The sequence below is a fragment of the Streptomyces sp. NPDC058758 genome (assembly GCF_042746075.1).
In the GTDB taxonomy this organism is placed as follows: domain Bacteria; phylum Actinomycetota; class Actinomycetes; order Streptomycetales; family Streptomycetaceae; genus Streptomyces.
This window is the reverse complement of sequence record NZ_JBHYPS010000003.1, coordinates 148277-170416: the sequence shown is the minus strand read 5'-3', so window position 1 is coordinate 170416 and position 22140 is coordinate 148277. Positions and strand designations below refer to the sequence as shown.

The following is a 22140-nucleotide window of genomic DNA, read 5'->3' as shown; positions in this document are numbered from 1 at the left end:
GCGGGTTCAGGGCCGCAGCAGGACCTTGCCGACCGCCGGGTCCCCGCCGCCGACCAGGTCCAGGGCCTCGGCGAAGCGCTCCAGCGGGAACTCGTGGGTGACGAGCGGCGCCGGGTCCAGGAGTCCGGCCGCGAAGGCCCGCACCGCGTCCGCCCAGGCCGCCGAGGAGGCGCCGAAGACGCTCCGCAGCTCCAGCTGGCTCACCGAGAGGTGCACCGGGTCGATGCCGGCGGCGCCCGCCCCGAACATGCCGGTGAGCACCACCCGGCCGCCCCGGCGGGCGAGCAGGCAGGAGGACGCGGCCGTGGTGGGCGCCCCGGCGGTCTCCACCACGAGGTCGAAGGAGCCGTGCGCCGCCTCCCCGGGGGCGAGCGCGGCGCTCGCGCCGAAGTCCAGGGCCCGATCGGCCCGGGCCGCGCGCGGATCGATCACGGTCAGCCCGGCGGGCGAGTGGGCGGCCAGCCACCGCACGGCGAGCAGCCCGAGCGTCCCGGCGCCCACGACCGCGATCCGCTCCCCGGGGCGCGGCCGTCCGGCCCGGACCGCCGCCGCGACCACCGCCGCGGGCTCCAGCAGGGCGGCGGCCCGCAGGTCGGAGCCGTACGGCAGGAGGTGGAGGAGCCGGGCGGGCACGAGCAGCCGGTCGGCGAAGGCGCCGGGCTCGGTGAAGCCGGTCTCCGCGTACCCGGCGGTGCACAGGCTCGTCTCGCCGTACCGGCACCGCTCGCAGCTCCCGCAGCAGCGGAAGCCCTCGGCGACGCAGGGCCGGCCGGCCAGTCCCGGGTCTACCCCGGGGCCGACCGCCTCGACGGTGCCGGCCCACTCGTGCCCCGGCACCACCGGGTAGCGCACGTAGCCGGGCGCCCGCCGCCCCTCGTACACCTCCCGGTCGCTGAGGCAGATCCCGGCGGCGGCGACCCGCACCAGGACCTCGCCCGGGCCGGGTTCGGGCCGGGGCCGGGTCACGAGCCGGGCGGCACCGGGCCGTTCGACGAGCACGGCGCGGTCGCTCGGTCCGCCGGTCACTTCGGCCGCCTCCGCTCCCAGCCCTCGGCCCACAGGTCGAACCTGGCCCGCTGCTGGGGGAACTCGGCCGCCGCGTCCACGTCCAGCTCGACGCCGAGGCCGGGGGCGTGCGAGACGGGGAAGCAGCCGGTCTCCGGGTCGACCTCCGGGGCGCTGCGCACCACCTTCTTGATCTCCGCGTCGGCGAAGTCGTTGAAGTGCTCCAGCACCTTGAAGTTCGGGGTGCAGGCGGCGAGCTGGAGGGAGGCCGCGGTGAGGACCGAGCCGCCGACGTTGTGCGGGGCGACGGTCACGTAGTGGGTCTCGGCGGTCGCGGCGAGCTTGCGGGCCTCCAGGATGCCGCCGATGTGCCCGACGTCCGGCTGGACGACGTCGGCGGCCTGCGACTCGAACAGCTCCCGGAACTCGATCCGGTCGTGGATCCGCTCCCCGGTGGCGATCGGCAGCTCGGTCTTCGACGCCACCTTCGCCAGCGCCTTCAGGTTCTCCGGCGGCACCGGCTCCTCCAGCCACGCGGGGCGGAAGGGGGCGAGTTCGCGGGCCAGGCGGACGGCCGTCGCGGGGGAGAAGCGGCCGTGCATCTCCACCATCAGCTCGGTGTCGGGGCCGATCGCGTCCCGCACGGCCTCGATGAGCGAGACCGCGTACCGCGAGGCGGCCGGGTCGAGTTCGAGCCGGCCCGCGCCGAACGGGTCGATCTTCAGGGCCCGGTAGCCGCGCGCCACCACCTCGCGGGCCGCCGCGTGGTACGCCTCGGGGGTCCGCTCGCCGGTGTACCAGCCGTTCGCGTACGCCGGCACCCGGTCCGTCACCCGCCCGCCGAGCAGCTGCCAGACCGGCACGCCGAGGGCCTTGCCCTTGATGTCCCAGCAGGCCGTCTCGACGACCGCGATCCCCGACATCACGATCTCGCCCGCCCGCCCGAAGTCGCCGTACTTCATGCGGCGCACCAGGTCCTCGACGGCGAAGGGGTCGGAGCCCGCGATGTGGTTCGCCTCCGCCTCGCGGAGATAGCCGAGCAGGGCGTCGGTGTGCCCGAGCATCCGGGTCTCGCCGACCCCGGTCAGCCCCTCGTCGGTGTGGACCAGGACGTAGGTGAGGTTGCGCCAGGGCGTGCCGACGACATGAGTGGTGATTCCCGTGATGCGCACGGCGATGACTCTCCGGAGTGTTCGCGATCTCGAACGGTGTTCGGCCAGGTGGCGTGACCGTAGGCAGCGGCCCGCCGGGGTGTCAACGGAAGCGGGGCCGCCCGGCCGGGTGCGGAGAGGGGCCGTTGCCCGGCCCGCGGTCCGGGGCTAGTCTCTGTCCGCGATTTCGGTCGTGGTGCGGCATTTCGAACGGCGTGAGGGTGAGGTGGGGGGCCATGGGACGACTCGTACCCGCGGTGACCAGGGCATTCGACATACTGGAGCTGTTCCTCCAGGGGGACGGCACGCTCTCCGCCCCCGAGATCACCCGCAGGCTCGGGCTGCCCCGCACCACGACCCACGAGCTGGTCTCCACGCTCACCGCCCGCAACTACCTCGTCCCGGTGCCGGACCAGCCCGGCCGCTACCGGCTCGGGGTGCGCACCTACCAGCTCGGCAGCCGGTACGCCGAGGAGCTCGACCTCGCCGCGGAGGGGCGGGAGGTCGCCCGCGAGACCGCCGAGACCTGCGGCGAGACCGTCCACGTCGCCCTCCTGGAGGACGCCGACGTCATCTACGTCGCCAAGGTGGACTCCACCCACGCCGTCCGCATGGTGTCGGCGGCCGGCCGGCGGCTGCCCGCCCACTGCACGGCCGTCGGCAAGATGCTCCTCGCGATGCTCCCCGCCGAGGAGCTGGACGCCCTCCTCGACGGGCGCGAGCTGGCCGGCATGACCCCGCGCAGCATCACCGACCCGGACGTCCTGCGCGCCGCGCTCGCCGAGATCGCGATCCTCGGGGTCGCCGTCGAGCAGCGCGAGTCCAACCCGGACGTCTCCTGCGTCGCCGCCCCCGTCCGCGACCGCTCCGGCCGGGTCGTCGCCGCGCTCTCCATCTCCGTCCCGGTCATCCGCTGGGACGAGGCCCGCGAGAACGAACTCACCGCCCTCGCCGTGCGCGGCGCCGGCGAACTCTCCACCCGCCTGGGGTACCGGGGCGCGGTGCGCTGACCCGCGCACGGGCGCGTGCGCGTACACGCGCCCGCAGCCGCGCCCGTACCTGCGTCCGTACGCGCACCCGTACCTGCGTCCGCACGCGTGCACGTACCTGCGTCCGTACCCTCGTCCGTACGCGCATCCGCCCCCGGGCCGTTCCTCAACCACCCGCGCCCGCACCGCCCTTGGCGGCCTTGCGCATCCGGCTCACCGGGCCGAAGACCTCCCGGTCGTCGAGGAAGCCCTCCAGGGCGAAGGTCGCCGCGCCGCGGGTCACCGGGTTGTGCGGGACGGCGCTGCGGCGCAGGGTCGCCGCCCGGTGCGGCAGCGCCAGGGCGTGGCGTCCGACCGCCTCGTACGCGGCCGGCAGCAGGCGCTCGCCGAGCAGGTCGACGACCTGGTTGCCGACCACGACGACCTGGGGGTTGAGCAGGTTGACCAGATGGGCGACGGCGGCGCCGAGCCAGCGCCCGGTGCGGTCGATCACCGAGGCGGCCACCGGATCGCCCGCGTCGGCCGCGCGCGCCAGCTCCGCGACGGTCGCCGCGTCGTCGGGGCCGTCCGCCCGGCCGTCGTCCGGGGCGAGTTCCCGCCAGGTCGCGGCGATCCCGCGCAGCGACACGTAGGCCTCCACGCAGCCCCGGTTGCCGCAGGTGCACGGGCGCCCGTCGAGGACGAGGCAGGTGTGGCCCCACTCGCCCGCGCTGTTGGTGAAGCCCCGGTACAGCTGCCCGCCGATCGCGATGCCCGCGCCGACGCCGGCCCGCAGCGTCAGCACCACCAGGTCGTCCACCTCGCGGCCCGCGCCGAACCACATCTCCGCGACCGTGCTGGCCCGCAGCGGGTTGTCCAGCCACAGCGGCAGCCCGAGCCGCTCGTCGAGCAGGGTCCGCAGCGGCACCTCGTGCCAGGACCAGTACGGCGAGAACGACGACACGCCGCCCTCGCGTTCGACCATGCCCGGCACGCTCACCCCCGCGCCGAGGACCCGCGAGCGGTCGGTCCCGGAGGCGGCGAGCAGCTCCTCGACGGCTCCGGCGAGCGCGTCGGCCACGTCGGCGGGGCGCACGTCCCCCGGCGGCAGGGGGCGCTCCACGGAGTGCCGGACGGCCAGCGCCAGGTCGAAGAGTTCGGCGTGGACCGAGGTCTCGGCGATGTCGACGCCGATCAGCGCGCCCCGCTCCGGGTTCACGGCGAGCCGCGCGCGGGGCCGTCCGCCGCCGGACTCCTCGTGCCCGGCCTCAACGAGGACCCCGGCCTCGAGCAGTTCGGCGGTGAGGTTGGCGACCGTGGCGAAGGAGAGGCCCGTGGCGGCCGCGATGTCCTGCCGGCTCATCGCGCCCGGGCCGGCGTAGACCCGGCGCAGCACCTCGAAGCGGTTGAGGCGGCGAATGTCCTGCGAGGTGCGCCTGATCATCCCTGCTGTCCTCCGTCGGTGCGCGGTCGTCGCCCGATCTTATTCGAAGGGTTGGAAGAAGGAGTCCGCAGGATATTTACAACCGTTAGACGAACCCGTAGCTTTTCTCTCGCCGCCACGGCGCCACCTCCGTGGACACGCCCCCCGCCACCCAGGAGGAGACACGATGCTCCAGCTCAGGGCCCTGCCCTGCACCCCCGCGCCCGGCCGCCTCCCCGAAGGGCCCGTCTGGGACGCCGCCCGCCAGGAGCTCCTCTGGGTCGACATCACCGAGGGCCTCGTCCACCGCGCCGTCCTCACCCGGGAGGACGGCCGCACCGACCTCGCGCCCACCGCCGCCCTCCGCTTCGACCGCCCCGTGGGCGCGGCCGTCCCCTGCGCCTCCGGGGCCCTCCTCGTCGCCGCCGGCACCGCCTTCCTCCGCCTGGAGGCCGGCCGCGCCCCCGCCGAGGCCGTCGAGCTCGCCGCCCCCGCCCTCCCCGGCGACGGCGTCCCGCGCCGCATGAACGACGCCTCCGTCGACCCCGCCGGCCGCCTCCTCGGCGGCACCATGGCCTTCGACGAGCGGCCCGGCGCCGGAGCCCTCTACCGCCTCGACGCCACCGGCCTCACCACCCTCGTCGAGCCCGTCACCATCTCCAACGGCCTCGGCTGGAGCCCCGACGGCACCCTCCTCTACTACGCCGACAGCCCCACCCGCCGCGTCGACGTCTTCGACTACGACCCCGCCACCGGCGCCCTCTCCGGCCGCCGCCCCTTCGCCGTCCTCGACGCCGGCTACCCCGACGGCCTCACCGTCGACGCCGAGGGCAACGTCTGGGTCGCCGTCTGGGGCGGCGGCGAAGTCCTCGCCCTCACCCCCCGGGGAGACCTCCACGCGCGCGTGGAGCTGCCCGCCTCCCACGTCACCAGCTGCGCCTTCGCCGGCCCGGACCTCGACGTCCTCGTCGTCACCACCGCCACCCACCACCTCCCCGCCGACCGGCTCCGGGCCGAACCCGACGCCGGCCGCCTCTTCGTCTGCCGCCCGGGGACGACGGGCCTGCCCGCCACCCCGTACGCCGACCGCTGACCCCTCGGGAACCCACCATGACCAGCCCGTACGAGGGGCTGCGCGCCGCCCTGGCCGCCGCCCCCGTCATCGCGATCCTCCGCTCCTCCTCCGCCGCCCGCTTCGCGGAGGTCACCGACACCCTCCTCGCCTCCGGCGTCCGCGCCGCCGAGTTCACCCTCACCACCCCCGGGGCGCTCGACGCGCTCCGCGAGTACGCCGCCGACGCCCCGCCCGGGCTCGCCCTCGGCGCCGGCACCGTCACCACCCCCGCCGAGGCACAGGCCGCCGTGGAGGCCGGCGCCACCTACCTCATCACCCCCGCCACCTGCACCGACGTCATCGCCGAGGCCGTCCGCCTCGACGTGCCGGTGCTGCCCGGCGCGTACACCCCCACCGAGATCCTCACCGCCTGGCGGGCCGGCGCGACCATGGTCAAGCTCTTCCCGGCCGCCACCGGCGGCCCCGCCCACCTCAAGGCCGTCCGCGCCCCGCTCCCCGACGTGCCGCTCGTCCCCACCGGCGGCATCGGCGCCGACGACGCCCCCGCCTACCTCGCCGCCGGCGCCACCGCCCTCGGCATCGGCGGCCCCCTCCTCGGGGACGCCTGCGAGGGCGGCTCCCTCACGGCCCTCACCGACCGCGCCACCGCCCTCCTGAACGGGATACGCCTCCGATGACGCACCCCGCACCGAGCCCCGCGCCCGCGCCGGGCTCCACCCCGGCGCCCGGGCCGGCGCCGGCATCCGCGTCCGGGCCCGAGCCGGCATCCGTGTCCGGGCCCGAGCCGAGTCCCGCCTCCGCGCCCGCGCCGGCACCAGGGCCCGTGCCCGCCCTGGTCACCCTCGGCGAGGTCATGGTCGTCGTCGCCGCCGCCGAGGCCGGGCCCTTCGCCAACGGTGCCCCGATGCGGCTCGGCTGGGCAGGGGCCGAGGCGACCGTGGCCGTAGGGGTCAGCCGGCTCGGCCACCGCGCCGCCTGGACCGGGCGGGTCGGCGACGACGCCGCCGGCGCCATGGTCCTCGCCGGACTGCGCGCCGAGGGCGTGGACGTCTCCGGCGCCCGCACCGACCCCGACGCCCCCACCGGCCTGATGCTCCGCGAGCGCAGGACCGCCGACCGGCTCCGCGTCGCCTACTACCGCTCCGGGCTCGCCGGCTCCCGCCTCGCCCCCGCCGACCTCGACGAGGACCGGATCACCGGCGCCCGGATCCTCCACGTCACCGGCATCACCCCGGCGCTGAGCGCCACCGCCCGCGCCGCCGTCGAGCACGCCGTGGCCCTCGCCCGGGCCGCCGGAGTCACCGTCTCCCTCGACGTCAACCACCGCGAGCGCCTGTGGAGCCGCGCCGAGGCCGCCGAGGTGCTCGGCCGTCTCCTCCCGCACACCGACCTGGTCTTCGCCGGCCCGGAGGAGGCCGCCCTCTTCGTCCCCGGCGGCACGCCGGAGGAGACGGCCCGCGCCCTCACCCGGCTCGGCCCCGCCGAGGCCGTCGTCAAGCTCGGCGCCGACGGAGCCGTCGCGGTCACCGCCGACGGCACCCACCGGCAGGCCGCGATCCCCGTCACCGCCGTCGACCCCGTCGGCGCCGGCGACGCCTTCGTCTCCGGCTACCTCGCGGCCCGCCTCGACGGCTCCCCGGTCCCCGAGCGGCTGCGGCTCGCCGCCCTCTGCGGCGCCTTCGCCGTCTCCGTGCCCGGCGACTGGGAGGGCATCCCGCGCCGCACCGAACTCGGCCTCCTGGCCGCCCAGGACATCACCCGCTGACCTCCCCCCCCCCCGAGAAGGCCCCACCCATGAACCGTTTCTCCGGGCAGACCGCCGTCGTCACCGGCGCCGCCTCAGGAATCGGCGCGGCCAGCGCAGCCCGGCTCGCCCGAGAGGGCGCCGCCGTCGTCGTCGCCGACATCGCCGCACCCGCCGGCGAGGCCGTCGCCGCCCGCATCCGCGAGGAGGGCGGCCGCGCCGCCTACGTCCGGTGCGACGTCTCCTCCGAGGCCGACTGGGCCGCGCTGCGCGAGGAGACCCACGAGCGTTTCGGTTTTGTCTCCGTCCTCCACAGCAACGCCTTCACCCACACCCCGGCCGCCGCCCACGAACTCCCCGTCGACACCTGGGACCGCGAACTCGCCGTCAACCTGCGCTCCCTCTACCTCGCCGCCCGCACCTTCCTCGACGACCTGCGCGCCGAGGGCGGCAGCCTCGTCGCCACCTCCAGCGTCCACGCCGACTTCGGCCTCCCCGGCTACCCCGCCTACGCCGCCTCCAAGGGCGGCATGTGCGCGCTGATCCGCCAGTTCGCCGTCGAGTACGGCCCCGACGTGCGCTTCAACTCCGTCCTGCCCGGCCCGATCCTCACCGACGTCTGGAACGACGTCGACGAGGAGGGCCGCCGCCTCTCCGCCGGCGCCACCGCGCTCGCCCGCCTCGGCCGCCCCGAGGAGGTCGCCTCCGCCGTCGCCTTCCTCGCCTCCGCCGACGCCGCCTACATCACCGGAACCAACCTCGTCGTGGACGGCGGCTGGACCGTCAAGAAGGACTCCAAGTGAAGATCACCTCCCTGAAGACGTACCTCGTCGCCCCCCGCTGGTGCTTCCTGCGGATCGACACCGACGAGGGGATCACCGGCTGGGGCGAGCCCGTCGTCGAGGGCCGCGCCCACACCGTGGCCGCCGCCGTCGAGGAGCTGTCCGACTACCTGGTCGGCCAGGACCCGATGCGGATCGAGGACCACTGGCAGGTCCTCACCAAGGGCGGCTTCTACCGCGGCGGGCCCGTCCTCTCCAGCGCCGTCGCCGGCATCGACCAGGCCCTGTGGGACATCAAGGGCAAGGCCCTCGGCGTCCCCGTCTGGGAACTCCTCGGCGGCCGCGTCCGCGACCGGGTCCGCGTCTACAGCTGGATCGGCGGCGACCGCCCCGACGAGGTCGCGAGCGAGGCCCTGGCCCGCAAGGACGAGGGCTTCACCGCGATCAAGATGAACGCCTCCGCCCAGCTGCGGCTCATCGACACCCCCGCGGCCACCCAGGGCATCGTCGACCGCGTCGCCTCCATCCGGGAGGCCGTCGGCGACGCGTTCGACATCGCCGTCGACTTCCACGGCCGCCTCACCCTCCCCATGGCCCGCCGGGTCCTGCCGCTCCTGGAGCCGTACCTGCCCTTCTTCGTGGAGGAGCCGGTCGTCCCCGAGATGAGCGACCACATCGGCGAGATCGTCCGCTCCACCTCGATCCCCGTCGCCACCGGCGAACGCCTCTACTCCCGCTGGGACTTCAAGAAGGTCCTCGGCCAGGGCGTCGCCGTCGCCCAGCCGGACCTCTCGCACGCGGGCGGCATCTCCGAGACCCGCCGGATCGCCGCGATGGCGGAGGCGTACGACGTCTCCCTCGCCCCGCACTGCCCGCTCGGCCCCATCGCCCTCGCCTCCTGCCTCCAGGTCGGCTTCGCCACGCCCAACCTGCTCATCCAGGAGCAGAGCCTCGGTATCCACTACAACACCGGATCCGACCTCCTCGACTACCTCGTCGACCCCTCGGTCTTCCGGTACGAGGACGGGCACGTGGCCCTGCCCACCGGACCCGGCCTCGGCATCGAGGTCGACGCGAAGGCCGTCGAGCGAGCCGCCGAGACCGGCCACCGCTGGCGCAATCCGGCCTGGCGCCGCGACGACGGCTCCCTGGCGGAGTGGTAGACCCGGACCCATGGGAAGGGGCCGGACCCCCGCACGGGAGTCCGGCCCCTTCCCCACGGCCTACCGGTGGGCGAACCAGCCCGCCGCCGGAAGCAGCCTGCTGTCGTAGTCGAACAGCGCCTGGTTCTCCCAGGCGTTGCCCGACGACGGGTCCGCCGGGTCCCAGCCGTTGCCGGCGACCGCGGTCCAGGCCGGCTCCCAGTAGACGACGCCGAGGCCGCGCCCGCCCGGGACGGCCTCCACCACGTTCATCACGTCACGGAGCCACGCCGCCTGGCCGGCCGGGGACGCCGGGTAGCCGGAGACCAGCTCCGAGGACAGGTCGATGATGTTCTCGTGCGCGTCCTCGCTGTCCAGGCGGAAGGGGTACGCCGTCTCCGCGACCATCACCTTCTTGCCGTAACGGGCCGCGATGTCGTCCAGGTTGGCCTGGAGCGAGGACAGCGCCCCGTGCCAGTAGCCGTAGAAGGACAGCGCGATCACGTCGTAACCCACGCCCTGCGCCTTGGCGTTGTCGAACCACGTGCGGTACAGGGCGTTGTCGCCGCCGTTCGCCAGGTGCAGCGCGATCTGCGTCGAGGACGACACCGCCTTCGCCGCCGAGATGCCGGAGTTCAGCAGCCCCGCGAGCTGCGTCCAGTTCGACGTGGAGCCCTCCGGCCACAGCATGCCGGTGTTGATCTCGTTGCCGATCTGCACCATGTCGGCCGTGGTGCCCTGCGCCTTCAGCGCGCCCAGGACGTCGTACGTGTGGTTGTACACGTCCGTCTTCAGCTGGCTGTACGAGTGCCCGGCCCACGCCGCCGGCTTGGACTGCGCGCCCGGGTCGGCCCAGACGTCCGAGTAGTGGAAGTCGACGAGCAGCTTCATGCCCTGCGCCTTGATGCGCTTCGCGGTGGCGAGGACCCGCGCCTTGGTGTTGTAGCCGTCGGCCGGGTTCACCCACACCTTCAGCCGGCCGTAGGTGGCGCCCGCGCCCTTGAGCAGGGCTACCGGGTCGCCGGTCGTCCCGGAGGCGTTCTTGTACGTGGCGCCGAGGTCCTCGTTCTTCTTCAGGGCGGACAGGTCCACGCCCTTCACGGAGAGCCCGGTCGTGCCGGAGGTGAAGGAGAGGTCGTCCACGTTCAGCCAGTTGCCCGCGTTCGCGTCGGAGTTGACGCTGATCGTGCAGCCGCCGCCGACCACCTTGACGGAGGTCACGACCCGTATCCAGGAACCGGTGGTCACCGGCAGGTCGGTGCGCTGCTCGGCCGAGCCGCAGTTGCGCAGGGCGAGGTACGCGGAGTTCTGGCCGCCGCCCGAGCGCACCCACGCGGTCAGCGTGTAGGTGCCGTCGGCCAGCCCGCTGAGGTACTGGTACGTCTCGACCTTGTAGGCGGACGGGGACCAGTGCGAGAGGCGGTAGCCGCCGCTGTGGCCGCCGGCCTCGGTGAAGGAGGCCGCGTTCTGCCCGGCGGCCGAGTAGGTCGACCAGCCGGACGGCGTGGCCGTACCGGTGCCGTCGGCCTCGAAGCCGGTGTTGGTGAGCGTGCTCGCGGCCACGGCCTGCTGCGCGGGCAGCGGGGCGAGCAGCAGGCCCGCGCCGAGCGCGGTGGCGAGCGCGGCGGAGCGGAGCCGGAAGCGGCTTCTGGTGGTGCGCATCGTCGAGTCCCTTCGACGGTGACGGACGGGGGAGTGGTGGTGCGGTGGCGCTGTTCCTCGGGGACGGGGGAGATCGGGTGGTACGGCTCGCCCGGGGGCGGCGCAGCGGGTGCGGACCGCCCCCGGGGAGATCGGGGGCCGGCCCCGAGGGGGCCGGAGGAGGGGGGCTACGGGGCTGCCGCCGGAGCGGCCGACGCGTGCGCGCCGCCCCCGGGCGGAGCACGTACGGGCCCGGCGCGCTCACGGTTCCGGCGCGCGGACTGCCGGCGCGCGGACTGCCGACCGTCGACCGGCAGCCGCCGGTAGTCGGCCATCGGCTGCCGGTCGGTCCCGGCTGGGTGGTTCCGGGGCGGGCGGTCCGTCCGGGGTCAGTCGTCCAGGCGGACGACCCGGACGCCGCCGGCCGGGACGGTGAGCGTGCCGTCGACCCGCCCGCCGTCGAGCAGTTCCGTGCCGGCGGCGTCCAGCGGCACCTTCGTCTCCCCGGCGGTGTGGTTGAGGACGAAGACGTAGCGGCCGTTCGCGCCGGCCCGGTGCACGACCTCGACGTCCCGGGCGAGCCCGGTGCGGCCCGGGAGCCCGGCGTCCTCGGCCGCCGCCGCCACGATCGCGTCCAGCGCGACCGCGTCGAGGCGGGTGGAGACGTACCAGGCGGTGCCCCGGCCGAGCCGGTGCCGGGTGACGGCGGGACCGCCGGCGGCCGGCCCGTCCGCGTAGGTCCAGACGGTCTCGGCGCCGCGCGGCCGGACGAACTCGGTCCACACGTCACCGGTGAGCGCGGCGCCGCCGGGGCCGGTGAGGCCGACCCGCTGGTGGTCCAGGAGCGGCGACCACTCGTCGACGGTGAGTCCGAGGACGTCCCGCAGGGCGCCCGGGTAGGCGCCGGGGTGGACGGCGTCGTGCTCGTCGACGATCCCGGAGAAGTAGGAGACGACCAGGGTGCCGCCGTTCTCCACGTACTCCCGCAGGTTCTGCCCGGCGGCCTCGGTCATCAGGTAGAGGGCCGGGACGACGACCAGCGGGTAGGCCGACAGGTCGGCCTCGGGGTGGGCGAAGTCCACCGTGAGGTGCCGGTCGTAGAGGGCCTCGTAGAAGCTGTCGGCGCGCTCGCGGGCGTCGTGCGCCTCGTTCGGCCGCCACTCCAGCTTCTGCGCCCACCAGGAGTGCCAGTCCCACAGCACGGCGACGTCGGGGACGGTCCGGCTGCCCCGGATCTCCTCCAGCGCGCCGAGTCCGGCGCCCAGCTCGACGACCTCGCGCCAGATCCGGGTGTCGGTGCCGCCGTGCGGGACCATCGCCGAGTGGAACTTCTCGGCGCCGCGCCGGGACTGCCGCCACTGGAAGAACATGGCGCCCTCGGAGCCGCGGGCGACGTGGGCGAGGGAGTTGCGGGCCATCTCGCCGGGGCGCTTGGCCGGGTTGCGCGGCTGCCAGTTGACGCCCGAGGTGGAGTGCTCCAGGAGCAGCCAGGGGGCGCCGCCGGCGACGGAGCGGGTGAGGTCGGCGGCCATCGCGAGGTTCACGTGGGTGCGCCGGCCGTCGGTGATCAGGTAGTGGTCGTTGGTGACGAGGTCGACCTCGCGGCCCCAGGCCCAGTAGTCGATCGAGTCGCACTGGCTGAGCGCGGTCATGAAGTTGGTGGTGACCGGGATCCCGGGCGACAGCTCGTGGAGGATGTCCCGCTCGGCGCGGAAGTTCTCGCGGAGGGTGGCGTCGGCGAAGCGGCGGTAGTCGAGCTGCTGGGCCGGGTTGCCGACGGTCGGGGTGGTGCGGGGCGGCAGGATCTCCTCGTACGTGCCGTACCGCTGGCCCCAGAAGGCGGTGCCCCAGGCCTCGTTCACGGCCTCGAGGGAGCCGTACGCGCCGTTCAGCCAGCGCCGGAAGTGCGCGGCGCAGGTGTCGCAGTAGCAGGCGCTGACGGGGACGCCGTACTCGTTGTGGACGTGCCAGAGCGCCAGCGCCGGGTGGCCGGCGTAGCGGCGGGCCAGCTCGGTGGTGATCCGGGCGGCGGCCTCGCGGTAGGCGGGGGAGCTGTGGCAGATCGCGCCGCGCGAGCCGTACGAGAGGCGGACGCCGTCGGCGGTGACGGGCAGCGCCTCGGGGTGGGCGCGGTAGAACCAGGCGGGCGGGGCGACCGTGGGGGTGCCGAGGTCGACCCGGATGCCGTGGGCGTGCAGCAGGTCGAGGACCCGGTCGAGCCAGCCGAAGTCGTACCGGCCCGGCTCGGGCTCCAGGAGCGCCCAGGAGAAGATCCCGACGCTCACCATGGTGACGCCGGCTTCCCGCATCAGCCGCACGTCCTCCTGCCAGACGCTTTCCGGCCATTGTTCGGGGTTGTAGTCCCCGCCGAACGCGAGCCGGGTCAGGCCCTTGGGGGTCGTGGCAGACATGAGTCTCTCCTGAGCACCTGTGAAACGGAAGGGGGTGATCGATCGCCGTAGCTGTGAACGTACACACATCAGATTTCGAAGCGGCAACGCAACATAACCGCACAGGAACAACCATTGACAAGTGTCCGGAACGTTTCTCTACTGTGAACGCTCACAGATGCATGGTCGGCCTCTCCGTCCGATGGAGAGGCCCCTTTCGGTCAGGGAGAACCCATCCATGCCCCAGATCACGCGCCGCAGCCTCGCCGCCGCCACCGCCGTCCTCCTCGGCGCCACCGCGCTCACCGCCTGTGGATCCTCCGACTCCGGCGACGAGGCGGGCGGCGGGTCCGGCCCCGTCGAGCTCACCTACTGGGCCTGGGCGCCCGGCATGGACAAGGTCGCCGCCCTCTGGAACGCCAAGCACCCCGAGGCCCGGGTCACGGTGCAGAAGCAGGCCTCCGGCGACGACCTCGTCACCAAGATCATCACGGCGGCCAAGGCCCACAAGGGCCCGGACCTCGTCCAGGCCGAGTACCAGGCCCTGCCGACCCTCGTCAGCAACGACGCCCTCGCCGACATAGCCAAGGAGGTCCAGGGCGTCGAGAAGCAGTTCGCCCCCGGCGTCTGGCAGCAGACCACCCTGGGCGGCGACGCCGTCTACGCCCTGCCCCAGGACTCCGGCCCGCTGATGTTCTTCTACCGCCAGGACCTCTTCAAGGAGTACGGCCTCACCGTCCCCACCACCTGGGACGAGTTCGCCGAGACCGCCCGCGCCCTCAAGAAGAAGGCCCCGAAGAAGGCCCTGACCACCTTCTCCGCCAACGACTCCGGCCTCTTCGCCGGCCTCTCCCAGCAGGCCGGCGCGAAGTGGTGGACCTTCGAGGGCGACAACTGGAAGGTCGGCATCGACGACGCCGCCACCCGGAAGGTCACCGACTTCTGGGGCGGCCTCGTCGCCGAGGGCGCCATCGACAACCAGCCCATGTACACCCCCGCCTGGAACAAGGCCCTCAACACCGGCGAGCAGCTCGCCTGGGTCTCCGCCGTCTGGGCCCCCGGCACCCTCGGCACCGCCGCCCCCGACACCAAGGGCAAGTGGGCCATGGCCCCCCTCCCGCAGTGGAACGAGGGCGAGAACGCCACCGGCAGCTGGGGCGGCTCCTCCACCGCCGTCACCAGCGACTCGAAGCACAAGGAGGCCGCCGCGAAGTTCGCCACCTGGCTGAACACCGACCCCGAGGCGCTGACCGCCCTCGTCAAGGAGAGCGGCATCTACCCCGCCGCCACCGCCGCCCAGACCAGCGGCGCCCTCGCCAAGGCCCCCGACTACTTCGCCAACCAGCCCGACTTCTACACCAGGGCCGCCGAGATCGCGAAGACCACCGCCCCCGCCGCCTGGGGCCCCAACGTCAACGTCGCCTACACCGCCTTCAAGGACGAGTTCGGCAAGGCCGCCAAGGCCAGGACCGGAGCCGCCTTCGGCACCGCCCTCACCAAGGTCCAGGACGCCACCGTCGCCGACCTGGAGAAGCAGGGCTTCGGAGTCGCCAAGTGACGCAGCCCCCCAAGGGCGCGCGCCGGTCGTACGGGGCCGAGACCGCCCCGTACGCCCACCCGTCGCCCACCACCCGCGAACGGGTGCGAAGCGCCCCCTACTTCTTCCTCCTCCCCGCCGCCGTCCTCTTCGCCCTCTTCTTCGCCCTGCCCATCGGCTACGCGGTCTGGCTCAGCTTCCACAAGGTCGAGGTCAAGGGACTCGGCCTCGGCAAGGGAGCCAAGTCCGAGGTCTGGGCCGGCCTGGGGAACTACGCCTCCGCCCTCTCCGACTCCGAGTTCCTCGCCAGCGCCCTGCGGGTCCTCGGCTACGGCGCCCTCGTCGTCCCCGTGATGCTCGGCCTCGCGCTCCTCTTCGCGCTCCTGCTCGACTCCGCGCGCGTCCGGGGCCGCTCCTTCGCCCGCCTGGCGATCTTCCTGCCGTACGCCGTCCCCGGCGTCATCGCCGCCGTCCTCTGGGGCTTCCTCTACCTCCCCGACGTCAGCCCCTTCCACTTCCTCCTGGAGAAGGCCGGACTCCCGCAGCCCGACCTCATGGACGGCGGACCCCTCTACCTCGCGATGTCCAACATCGCGGTCTGGGGCGGCACCGGCTTCAACATGATCGTCATCTACACCTCGCTGCGCTCCCTGCCCGCCGAGGTCTTCGAGGCGGCCAAGCTCGACGGCTGCTCCGAACTCCAGATCGCGCTCCGCATCAAGATCCCGATGGTGATGCCCTCCCTGGTCCTCACCTTCTTCTTCTCCGTCATCGCCACCCTCCAGGTCTTCAACGAGCCCATGACGCTCAAGCCGCTCACCAACGGCATCCCCTCCACCTGGAGCCCCCTGATGAAGGTCTACAACGACGCGTTCACCGGCGGGAACATCCACGCGGCCTCCGCCACGGCCGTCGTCCTCGCCCTCGCCACCTTCGCGCTCTCCTTCGCCCTCCTCAGGATCTCCAACCGCCGCACCACCCAAGGAGCCGGCCGATGACCGGTCACGCCACCCCCGCGCTCCGCAAGGCGCCCCCCGCCGCCGGCACCACCCCCGGCACCGCACAGGCCCCGCCCCGCGACCCCGCCACGGGCCGCGCCGCCCCCCGCCGCACCGCCCTGCTGCCCACCGCGGCCCTGATCCTCGGCGCCCTCTACTGCCTGCTCCCGGTCGCCTGGGTCGTCGTCGCCGCCACCAAGGCCGACGACGAGCTCTTCTCGACCTTCACCTTCCTGCCCGGCAGCGGCCTCGCCGACAACCTCGGCGACCTCACCGCCTACCGCGACGGCATCTACTGGAAGTGGATGGGCAACTCCGTCCTCTACGCCGGCCTCGGCGCCCTCCTGTCGACCGCCGTCTCCGCCTTCGCCGGCTACGCCCTCGCCGTCTACCGCTTCCGCGGCCGCGAGCTCTTCTTCAACGTCATGCTCACCGGCGTCCTCATGCCCCCGGTCATCCTCGCCATCCCGCAGTACCTCCTCATGGCCGAGGCCGACCTCACCGACAGCTACGCCTCCGTGCTGCTGCCGCTGATCCTCTCCCCGTACGGCGTCTACCTCGGCCGCATCTACGCCGAGGCCGCCATCCCGGCCGAACTGGTCGAGGCGGGCCGCGTGGACGGCGCCGGGGAGTGGCGGATCTTCACCCGGATCGCCGTGCCCATGCTCGGCCCCGGCCTGGTGACGATCTTCCTCTTCCAGTTCGTCGCCATCTGGAACAACTTCCTGCTGCCCTTCATCATGCTCGGCGACGACGAGAAGTTCCCCATGACCGTCGGCCTGTTCACCCTCCTCAAGCAGGGCGCGAGCCAGCCCGCCCTCTACACCCTGGTGATCACCGGCGCGCTGCTCGCCGTCCTCCCGCTGATCGCCCTCTTCCTCGTCATCCAGCGGTTCTGGAGCCTCGACCTGCTGTCCGGCGCCGTAAAGTCCTGAACACAGGGGAACGAGGGGAAACACACAGCATGAGCACAGCAGCGAGCAGGCGCCGACCGGCGACCATCCACGACGTGGCCCGCGAGGCCGGCGTCTCGCGCGGCACCGTCTCCCGCGTCCTCAACGGCGGCCACTACGTCAGCCCCGCGGCCAAGGCGGCCGTCGACGCCGCGATCCGCAGAACGGGGTACGTCGTCAACCGGCACGCCCGCTCGCTGATCACCGGCAAGTCCGACTCCGTCGCCTTCCTCCTCACCGAGCCGCAGGAGCGCTTCTTCGAGGACCCCAACTTCAACGTCCTCCTGCGCGCCTGCACCCAGGCCCTCGCCGACCGCGACATCCCCCTGATCCTGATGATCGCGGGCACCGAGGACGAGCGCCGCCGCAACCTCCGCTACATCGAGGCCGGCCACGTCGACGGCGTCCTCCTCGTCTCCAGCCACTCCGGCGACCCCGTCGTGGCCCGGCTGCACGAGGCCGGCGTGCCCGTCGTCGCCTGCGGCAAGCCGCTCGGCCAGACCACCCGCGTCGGATACGTCGCCGCCGACGACCGCGACGGCGCCCGCGAGATGGTCCGCCACCTCCACGCCACCGGCCGGCGCCGCATCGCCACTGTCACCGGCCCGCTCGACACCCCCGGCGGCGTCGAACGGCTCGCCGGCTACCGCGAGACCCTCACCGCCTGCGGCCTGCCCGTCGACGAGGACCTGATCGTCACCGGCGACTACAGCCGCGCCAGCGGAGCCGAGGGGGCCCGCACCCTCCTGGAGCGGGCCCCCGACGTCGACGCCGTCTTCGTCGCCTCCGACCTCATGGCGCAGGGCGTCCTCGACGCCCTCGCCCGGGCCGGCAGGCGCGTCCCCGAGGACGTCGCCGTCGGCGGCTTCGACGACTCCCCGGCCGCGCTCTCCTCCCAGCCGCCGCTGACCACCATCCGGCAGCCCTGGGACCGGATCAGCACCGAGATGGTCCGCACCCTCCTCGCCCGGATAGCGGGCGAGGACCCGGCGACCGTCATCCTCCCCACCGAACTGGTGGTCCGCGAGTCCGCCTGACCCCGCCGCACCGCCCTACACCGGGCCCCGGACCAGGACGACCTCCAGGGTCCGGGGCCCGTGCACGCCCTCCACCCGGTCCAGCTCGATGTCGCTGGTCGCGGACGGCCCCGAGATCCAGGTCAGCGCCCGCAGCGGATCCAGCCGGGGCAGCGCCTCCGGCACGGAGGCGACGACCTGGTCCTCACGGACCACACACACGTGCAGGTCCGGCACGAGGGTGAGGGCCCGCCGCCCCTGCCCCGGGCCGCCGTCGAGCACGATGGTGCCCGTCTCCGCGACCGCCAGCGCGCACCCCGTCACCACCGCGTCCGCCCCGTCCAGGGCGGCCGGCGTCAGCCCCGGCCCGTCGGCCACCCGCTCGGCACCCGACTCCGCCAGCCACGCCTCCGGCAGCCCCGGCGGCACGACGACGCTCCGTGCCCCGTGCCCGTCGAGCAGCCGGGCGACCAGCGCGGGCAGCCCGGCCCCGTCGGAGCGGTGCACCCGGGCCCGGTAGTCGGCCAGGTTCTCGTGCAGCAGGTCGACCACCGCGTCCGGGTCGTCGGGGACGTGGCGGCCGAGGTACGCGCGCGGCACCTCCGGCGCCTCGGGCGCGCCGGCGACGGCGGACCGGATCCGGGCGAGGATCCGCCCGCGGGACTCCTGGCTCATGCGTCGTCTCCCGTGCGCTCGTCCGGACGGTCTCCGGCGCGGTTCTTCTTCCACCAGTCCCGGAAGGGCTCGGCGGGCAGGTCCGGCAGGTCCCGGTGGTCCGTCCACTGGCGGGCGCCGGGCCCGGGCAGCCTCTTCGGGTGCAGGGCCCGGGTCTTCGAGGCGAGGCGCTCGCCCGCCGCGAGGACCCCCGGGTGGTCGAGGACCCACCCGGAGGCCTTCATCGCGGCCTTCTCCAGCCGGTGCCCCTTCCCGCCCTGCCCGGCGACCCGCTCCCGCAGGTGCACCAGCACCTCCGGGATGTCGATGGCGACCGGGCACACCTCGTAGCAGGCCCCGCACAGCGAGGAGGCGTACGGCAGCGAGGCGTCGACCTCGCTCGCCGTGCCGCGCAGCTGCGGGGTGAGGATCGCGCCGATCGGCCCCGGGTAGACGGAGCCGTAGGCGTGCCCCCCTGCCCGCTCGTACACCGGGCAGACGTTGAGGCAGGCCGAGCAGCGGATGCAGCGCAGCGCCTGGCGGCCGACCTCGTCGGCGAGGGCGTCGGTGCGCCCGTTGTCGAGGAGGACCAGGTGGAAGGCGCTCGGGCCGTCGCCGTCCGTCGTCCCCGTCCACGTGCTCGTGTACGGGTTCATCCGCTCGGCGGTGGAGGAGCGCGGGAGGGTCTGGAGGAAGACCTCCAGGTCCCGCCAGGTCGGCACGACCTTCTCGATGCCGACGACCGAGATCAGCGTCTCGGGGAGGGTGAGGCACATGCGGCCGTTGCCCTCCGACTCCACCACCACGAGGGTGCCGGTCTCGGCGACCATGAAGTTCGCCCCGGAGATCCCGACCTTCGCCCGCAGGAACTTCTCCCGCAGGTGCAGCCGGGCCGCCTCCGCCAGCTCGGCGGGGGAGTCGGAGAGCCCCTCCGGCGCGGGCCGCCCCCAACGACCCATCGTGTCGCGGAAGATGTCACGGATCTCGCCCCGGTTGCGGTGGATCGCCGGGACCAGGATGTGCGAGGGCCGGTCCTCGCCGAGCTGCACGATCAGCTCGGCGAGATCGGTCTCGTAGGCGCGGATCCCCTCGGCCTCCAGGTGCTCGTTGAGCCCGATCTCCTGCGTGGCCATCGACTTGACCTTGACGACCTCGCTCTCGCCGGTCGCCTTCACCAGCTCCGTGACGATCCGGTTCGCCTCCGCGGCGTCCGCCGCCCAGTGCACGGTGCCGCCCGCCGCCGTCACCGCCTCCTCCAACCGGAGCAGGTGCGCGTCGAGGTGACGGAGCGTCCGGTCCTTGATCCGCTTCCCGGCCTCCCGCAGCTCCGCCCAGTCCGCCAGCTCCGCCACCGCCCGCGCCCGCTTGTCGCGGATCGTGTGCGTGGCGTGCCGCAGGTTGGCCCGCAGCGTGCCGTCGCGCACGGCCTCGCGCGCCGCCACCGGGAAGGCCGGCATCCCCAGGAAAGTGCCGCTCACGTCCAGGGCTCCTCTTCCGTGCTCGCCAGGATCTCCGCCAGGTGCACCGCCCGCAGCGGCGCCCCCCGCCTGCTCAGCATGCCGCCGACGTGCAGCAGGCACGAGTTGTCCGCCCCGCACAGCACGTCCGCGCCGGTCGAGACCGCGTTCGCCACCTTGTCCGCGCCCATCGCCGCCGACACGTCCGGGTTCTTCACCGCGAAGGTCCCGCCGAAGCCGCAGCACTCCTCCGCCCCCGGCAGCTCCACCAGTTCCAGGCCCTTCACCGCCTCCAGGAGCCGGCGCGGCCGCTCGCCGAGCCCGAGCAGCCGCAGCCCGTGGCAGGACGGGTGGTACGTGACCCGGTGGGGGAAGTGGGCGCCGACGTCGGTCACGCCCAGGACGTCCACCAGGAACTCCGTCAGCTCGTACACGCGCGGCCCGAGCGCGGCCGCCTCCGCCCCGAAGGACGGGTAGTGGTGGCGGACCATCGCCGCGCACGAACCCGACGGCACCACCACGTGGTCGTACCCCTCGAAGGCGCGCACCGTGCGCCGCACCAGCGGCTCGGTCTCCCGCCGGTAGCCGGTGTTGAACGGGGGCTGCCCGCAGCAGGTCTGCGCCGCCGGGAAGTCCACCTCCACGCCGAGCCGTTCGAGCAGCCGCACGGTGGCCACCCCCGTCGACGGGAAGACGGCGTCGTTGACGCAGGTGACGAAGAGGGCGACGCGCATCAGCACTTCCTCGGGGACGGTTCGAGACGGGCGGCGGCCCGGTCCCAGACGGCACCGTCGCCCTGCGGCTCGTAGTGTCGCAGGGGCTGCGTCCGCGCGACCAGGCGACGCACGGACGCCAGGTCGCCGACGAGCCCCGCGGCCCGCGCCTGCACCAGCACGTTCCCCAGCGCGGTCGCCTCCACCGGGCCCGCCGTCACCGGCACCCCGGTCGCGTCCGCCGTCCACTGGCACAGCAGCGCGTTCCGCGCCCCGCCGCCCACCAGGTGGATCCTGCGGACCTCCCGCCCGGCCAGCTCGGCGGCCCGCCGCAGCGTCCGCCGGTGCGCCACGGCCAGCGATTCCAGGACGCAGCGCAGCACCGCCGCCGGGGACCGCGGCGCCGGCTGCCCGGTGTGCCGGCAGAACTCCGCGATCCGCTCCGGCATGTCCCCGGGCGCCAGGAACTCCGGCGCGTCCGGGTCGATCAGCGAGACGAACGCCCGCTCCCGGGCCGCCTCTTCGAGCAGCGCCGGCAGGTCGACGGCGTACCCCCGCCCCTCCCAGGTCCGGCGGCACTCCTCCCACAGCCAGAGCCCCATCACGTTCCGCAGGAACCGGATCGTGCCGTCCACCCCGCGCTCGTTGGTGAAGTTCGCCGCGCGGGCCTCCTCGGTGAGCACCGGCCCCGGCAGTTCGATCCCCGCCAGCGACCAGGTGCCGCACGAGACGAACGCCACGGCCCCGGCCCCGACGGCGGGCACCGCCACCACCGCCGACGCCGTGTCGTGCGAGGCGACCGCCGTCACCGGCGTCCCCGCCGGCAGGCCGGTGTGCGCGGAGACGTACGGCAGCAGGTTCCCCGCAGGATCGCCCGGCGCCCGCAGCCGCGGCAGCAGCCCCGGATCGATCCCGAGCCGTCCGGTCAGCTCCTTCGACCACGTGCCGGCCCTGACGTCGAAGAGCCCGGTCGTCGACGCGTTCGTCTCCTCCGCGCCGGCCGTCCCCGTCAGCCAGTACGCGAACAGGTCCGGCATCAGCAGCATCGTCCTCGCCGCGGCGAGCTGCGCCGACCCGGCCGCCGCGGCCAGCTGGAAGACGGTGTGGAACGGCAGGTGCTGGAGACCGGTCGTCCGGTACAGCTCCGCCGCGCCCCCGACCCGCGCCCACACCTCCTCCGCGACCCCGTCCGTCCGCGCGTCCCGGTAGTGGTACGGGGCGCCGAGCAGCGCCCCGTCGGCGTCGAGGAAGCCGTGGTCCACCGCCCAGGCGTCCACCCCGACCGAGTCCACCGGACCCGAACGGGCCGCCGCCCGCAGCCCGTCGAGGATCCCCCGGTGCAGGGCGAGCGCGTCCCAGCGCAGCCCGTCCGGCAGCCGGACCGGCGTGTTGGGGAAGCGGTGCGCCTCGGCCAGCTCCAGGGTGCCGGGGCCCACCCGGCCGACCATGACCCGTCCGCTGGTGGCCCCGAGGTCGGCCGCCGCGAACGTA

General features: G+C 74.2%; 19 protein-coding genes. 10 read left to right on the top strand and 9 right to left on the bottom strand.

Annotated elements, in window-relative coordinates; translation table 11 throughout:
- Window positions 1–6: 6 nt before the first annotated feature.
- Window positions 7–1026: a zinc-binding dehydrogenase gene (locus ACFW6A_RS05570; RefSeq protein WP_386486472.1), complete on the bottom strand. Its 1020-nt coding sequence runs from the start codon at window positions 1024–1026 to the stop codon at window positions 7–9.
- Window positions 1023–2177 (bottom strand): mandelate racemase/muconate lactonizing enzyme family protein, encoded by a 1155-nt coding sequence (locus tag ACFW6A_RS05565; RefSeq protein ID WP_386638832.1) that lies wholly within the window; start codon window positions 2175–2177, stop codon window positions 1023–1025. Before ACFW6A_RS05565 ends, ACFW6A_RS05570 begins: the two co-directional genes overlap by 4 nt.
- Before the next feature lie 215 nt (window positions 2178–2392).
- Between ACFW6A_RS05565 and ACFW6A_RS05560 the strand changes: the two genes are divergently transcribed.
- Entirely contained in the window at window positions 2393–3166 is a 774-nt protein-coding gene (locus ACFW6A_RS05560; protein WP_386638829.1) for an IclR family transcriptional regulator, read from the top strand.
- A gap of 145 nt (window positions 3167–3311) precedes the next feature.
- Here ACFW6A_RS05560 and ACFW6A_RS05555 read toward each other — a convergent pair whose 3' ends face one another.
- Window positions 3312–4568: an ROK family protein gene (locus ACFW6A_RS05555; RefSeq protein ID WP_386481186.1), complete on the bottom strand. Its 1257-nt coding sequence runs from the start codon at window positions 4566–4568 to the stop codon at window positions 3312–3314.
- Between the two features lie 166 nt (window positions 4569–4734).
- Between ACFW6A_RS05555 and ACFW6A_RS05550 the strand changes: the two genes are divergently transcribed.
- From ACFW6A_RS05550 to dgoD, 5 genes are all read left to right on the top strand, one after another.
- Window positions 4735–5640, top strand: a complete 906-nt coding sequence (locus tag ACFW6A_RS05550; protein WP_386638826.1) for an SMP-30/gluconolactonase/LRE family protein — start codon at window positions 4735–4737, stop codon at window positions 5638–5640.
- Between the two features lie 17 nt (window positions 5641–5657).
- Window positions 5658–6299, top strand: a complete 642-nt coding sequence (locus tag ACFW6A_RS05545) for a bifunctional 4-hydroxy-2-oxoglutarate aldolase/2-dehydro-3-deoxy-phosphogluconate aldolase (protein WP_386481192.1) — start codon at window positions 5658–5660, stop codon at window positions 6297–6299.
- A 146-nt stretch (window positions 6300–6445) separates the two neighbouring features.
- Window positions 6446–7387 carry a sugar kinase gene (locus tag ACFW6A_RS05540; protein ID WP_351849639.1) on the top strand — a complete coding sequence of 314 codons (942 nt, stop codon included), beginning with the start codon at window positions 6446–6448 and terminating at the stop codon, window positions 7385–7387.
- Between the two features lie 29 nt (window positions 7388–7416).
- Window positions 7417–8169: an SDR family NAD(P)-dependent oxidoreductase gene (locus ACFW6A_RS05535; protein WP_386638823.1), complete on the top strand. Its 753-nt coding sequence runs from the start codon at window positions 7417–7419 to the stop codon at window positions 8167–8169.
- The gene (gene dgoD, locus ACFW6A_RS05530; RefSeq protein ID WP_351849643.1) at window positions 8166–9311 is read left to right on the top strand and encodes a galactonate dehydratase; all 1146 of its coding nucleotides are present in this window, start codon (window positions 8166–8168) and stop codon (window positions 9309–9311) included. Before ACFW6A_RS05535 ends, dgoD begins: the two co-directional genes overlap by 4 nt.
- Before the next feature lie 60 nt (window positions 9312–9371).
- On the opposite strand, the gene ACFW6A_RS05525 is transcribed toward dgoD, so the two are convergent.
- Window positions 9372–10952, bottom strand: coding sequence for an arabinogalactan endo-1,4-beta-galactosidase (locus ACFW6A_RS05525; RefSeq protein ID WP_351849645.1), 1581 nt, complete (start codon window positions 10950–10952; stop codon window positions 9372–9374).
- 368 nt (window positions 10953–11320) lie between these two features.
- Window positions 11321–13342 (bottom strand): beta-galactosidase, encoded by a 2022-nt coding sequence (locus tag ACFW6A_RS05520; RefSeq protein ID WP_351849647.1) that lies wholly within the window; start codon window positions 13340–13342, stop codon window positions 11321–11323.
- 217 nt (window positions 13343–13559) lie between these two features.
- Between ACFW6A_RS05520 and ACFW6A_RS05515 the strand changes: the two genes are divergently transcribed.
- From ACFW6A_RS05515 to ACFW6A_RS05500, 4 genes are all read left to right on the top strand, one after another.
- Complete coding sequence (locus ACFW6A_RS05515; RefSeq protein ID WP_386481203.1) at window positions 13560–14879, top strand: ABC transporter substrate-binding protein; 1320 nt, start codon at window positions 13560–13562, stop codon at window positions 14877–14879.
- An 83-nt stretch (window positions 14880–14962) separates the two neighbouring features.
- On the top strand, window positions 14963–15856 hold the full coding sequence (locus ACFW6A_RS05510) for a sugar ABC transporter permease (RefSeq protein WP_351849688.1): 894 nt from the start codon (window positions 14963–14965) through the stop codon (window positions 15854–15856).
- Entirely contained in the window at window positions 15853–16791 is a 939-nt protein-coding gene (locus tag ACFW6A_RS05505) for a carbohydrate ABC transporter permease (protein WP_351849651.1), read from the top strand. The genes ACFW6A_RS05510 and ACFW6A_RS05505 overlap by 4 nt, the downstream gene beginning before the upstream one ends.
- 29 nt (window positions 16792–16820) lie before the next feature.
- Complete coding sequence (locus ACFW6A_RS05500) at window positions 16821–17846, top strand: LacI family DNA-binding transcriptional regulator (RefSeq protein WP_351849653.1); 1026 nt, start codon at window positions 16821–16823, stop codon at window positions 17844–17846.
- Between the two features lie 15 nt (window positions 17847–17861).
- On the opposite strand, the gene ACFW6A_RS05495 is transcribed toward ACFW6A_RS05500, so the two are convergent.
- The 4 genes from ACFW6A_RS05495 to ACFW6A_RS05480 are packed head-to-tail and all read right to left on the bottom strand — an operon-like array spanning window position 17862 to window position 22097.
- Window positions 17862–18500: a lactate utilization protein C gene (locus tag ACFW6A_RS05495; RefSeq protein ID WP_386481208.1), complete on the bottom strand. Its 639-nt coding sequence runs from the start codon at window positions 18498–18500 to the stop codon at window positions 17862–17864.
- Window positions 18497–19957: a LutB/LldF family L-lactate oxidation iron-sulfur protein gene (locus ACFW6A_RS05490; protein WP_386638818.1), complete on the bottom strand. Its 1461-nt coding sequence runs from the start codon at window positions 19955–19957 to the stop codon at window positions 18497–18499. Before ACFW6A_RS05490 ends, ACFW6A_RS05495 begins: the two co-directional genes overlap by 4 nt.
- Window positions 19954–20670 (bottom strand): (Fe-S)-binding protein, encoded by a 717-nt coding sequence (locus ACFW6A_RS05485; RefSeq protein WP_351849659.1) that lies wholly within the window; start codon window positions 20668–20670, stop codon window positions 19954–19956. Before ACFW6A_RS05485 ends, ACFW6A_RS05490 begins: the two co-directional genes overlap by 4 nt.
- Window positions 20670–22097: a rhamnulokinase family protein gene (locus ACFW6A_RS05480; RefSeq protein WP_386481217.1), complete on the bottom strand. Its 1428-nt coding sequence runs from the start codon at window positions 22095–22097 to the stop codon at window positions 20670–20672. Before ACFW6A_RS05480 ends, ACFW6A_RS05485 begins: the two co-directional genes overlap by 1 nt.
- Between the last annotated feature and the right edge of the window lie 43 nt (window positions 22098–22140).